Genomic DNA, 2,286 nt, shown 5'->3' on the forward strand with positions numbered 1-2,286 from the left:
CGCGGGTGACCGCGAGGTCGCGGGTCGTGAGGATCGCGTCGGCGGGATCCGCTGCCCGGCGCACGGGCAGCACCGGCAGTCCCACCGGATGCCCCGGCACCCAGACGCCGGCTTCCGCGAGGGCGTCGCCGTGCACCCGGAACACCTCGTCCGGGGTCCCGTCGGCGAGGAGACCGCCGTCGGCGCCGACGACGATCACCCGGGTCATCAGGTCCGCCCACACCGCCGTGCGGTGCTCGATGACCACGAGCGTGGCGCCGGTCGCGGCCACGACGCGCTCGACGCTCGCGCGGATCTCCCGCACGCCCTCGGGGTCGAGGTTGGCCGTCGGCTCGTCCAGCAGCAGGAGCCCCGGGCGCATGGCGAGGGCCCCGGCGAGCGCAAGCCGCTGCTTCTGGCCACCCGAAAGCGCCGCCGTGGGACGGTCCAGCGGCACGTCGAGACCGACGGCATCGAGCGCCTCGGCGACCCGCGCGGGGATCTCCTCGGCGGGCACGCCGAGGTTCTCGCAGCCGAAGGCGACGTCGTCGCCGACCTTGCTCAGCACGACGCCGGCGTCCGGGTCCTGCAGGACCAGCCCGATCCTGCCCCGCCGGTCCTCCGGATCGGATCCGTCGACCTGCAGGGATCCGCGGCTCTCCCCCTCGTCGGCGTCGCCGAGCAGCCCCGCCATGCCGGTGAGGAGAGTCGACTTGCCGGCGCCGGACGCGCCGAGCAGCAGCACCCGCTCCCCCGGCTCGATCGTGAACGTCACGTCGCTGACCGCGGGCAGGCGGCGGCCGGCGTAACGCCAGCCCCACCCGTCCGCGACGACGCGGGCGGCACCCGCGGTCATGTCAGACCTCGCGACGGAGCTCGCGTCCGGCGGCGAAGCGGCTCAGAGCGCCGGTCGCGGCGAGAGCGCGCACGAGCAGCCAGCCGAGGACACCGGCCAGCAGCGCGCCCGAGACGACGAGGGCGCCGAGGTAGATCGCGTTGAACTCCGCGGACTTCAGGATGTTCGGCGAGCTGCCGTAGAACAGCTCGAACAGCCAGGCGCCCGCAGCGGCGGCGACGCCCGCGAGCGCGGCGACGGGCAGCGAGAACCGGCGGTACAGGAAGATCGCGAAGATCAGCTCGGCCCCGAGGCCCTGCGCGATGCCCTCGAGCACCGTGGAGACGCCCCAGATGTTGCCGATCAGCATCGACACGATCGCCGCCACGACCTCGACGACGAGCGCGGCTCCTGGCTTGCGGATCACGAGGCCGCCGACCACGCCGCCGAGCAGCCAGATCCCGACGGCGATGCCGCCGAGACCGGGGGTGAGTCCGTCGGCCGCGGTGAACCACGCGTAGCCGATCGTGTTCCAGCCCCAGAAGACCAGGCCGATCGCGACGCCGAGCACGGCGGCCACGACGATGTCGACGACGCGCCAGTTCAGGCGGCGTGCGGCCGCCCCGCTGTTCACGTTCTGTGCGGTTGCAGATGCATGCATGAGAAATGCTCCTCCCTGCGCCGGCATGATCCGGATCAGGTTCGACGGTCGAAGCGCGATTCGCTCCCTCTCAGCCCGGCTCGCCGGACTCCCGTGGTGATCCGCCCATCTTAGCCCCGCCAGGACGCACCGGCGATCCCGGCGTCACACGGCGTGACGCGAGAACACCCGCGATACCGGCCGTTGACAGGGCTGCCAGATACGGTAGGGGGGTGAACAATGACGACGGTCCGGGGGCCGCCCAGGTCGATCCGGCGATCGCCGACGCCGACGCATCCGCGGACGACGCCTCCCGCGCGGCCATCGACGACGTCGCACCGGAACCGGCGGCACTGTTCCCCGCCGCCCCGGAGTCGGCCGAACCCGCGCCGTTGTTCCCTCCGCGCGAGGCCCCGGGGGCGGAACCGCTGTTCCCCGCGACGGGCTCGCCCGCGACAGACGCGGCGGGCACGCTCCCCGCGGCGGATCCGACCCCTTTGGAGGCGCCGGCCACGCCGGAGGAGGCCGCCCCCGCGATCGCCGCCGCTGCCGCCGCCGCCGAGGTCGCTGCCACCCCGGCCGCCGAGGTCGCTGCCGCCCCGGCCGCCGAGACCGACGCGGGCGCTGTCCTCGCAGCACCCGCCGCTGCCACCGCGTCGACCGCGCCCGCCGCGCTCACGACCCCGGACGCCGCTCCGGCCGCCAGGGCGCGCACGACGCAGCCGCTGCCCTCCGCATCGCTGGTCCGCGGTCCCGATCGCACCCCGACCGCCGCTCTCGCCTGGGTCGACGTCGCTCGGGTGGGCGCAGGCAACGCCACGGCCGCCGCGGC

2 protein-coding genes, 1 pseudogene and 1 riboswitch are annotated in these 2,286 nt (G+C 74.8%); of the genes and pseudogenes, 1 reads left to right on the forward strand and 2 read right to left on the reverse strand.

What is annotated here, in order from left to right; genetic code table 11:
- Both B7X32_RS20460 and B7X32_RS20465 read right to left on the reverse strand, forming a co-directional pair.
- Positions 1–835: ABC transporter ATP-binding protein (locus B7X32_RS20460; RefSeq protein ID WP_292723977.1), on the reverse strand; the 835-nt coding region annotated here is incomplete at its 3' end.
- 1 nt (position 836) lies between these two features.
- Complete coding sequence (locus tag B7X32_RS20465; protein ID WP_292723980.1) at positions 837–1,475, reverse strand: ECF transporter S component; 639 nt, start codon at positions 1,473–1,475, stop codon at positions 837–839.
- Positions 1,471–1,580: riboswitch (TPP riboswitch) on the reverse strand. Its footprint overlaps the gene before it by 5 nt.
- A gap of 107 nt (positions 1,581–1,687) precedes the next feature.
- On the opposite strand from B7X32_RS20465, the pseudogene B7X32_RS20470 reads away from it, so the two are divergent.
- Positions 1,688–2,286 (forward strand): annotated as a pseudogene (locus tag B7X32_RS20470) (hypothetical protein); the annotation flags it as partial.

The sequence above is a fragment of the Microbacterium sp. 13-71-7 genome (genome assembly GCF_002257455.1).
In the GTDB taxonomy this organism is placed as follows: domain Bacteria; phylum Actinomycetota; class Actinomycetes; order Actinomycetales; family Microbacteriaceae; genus Microbacterium.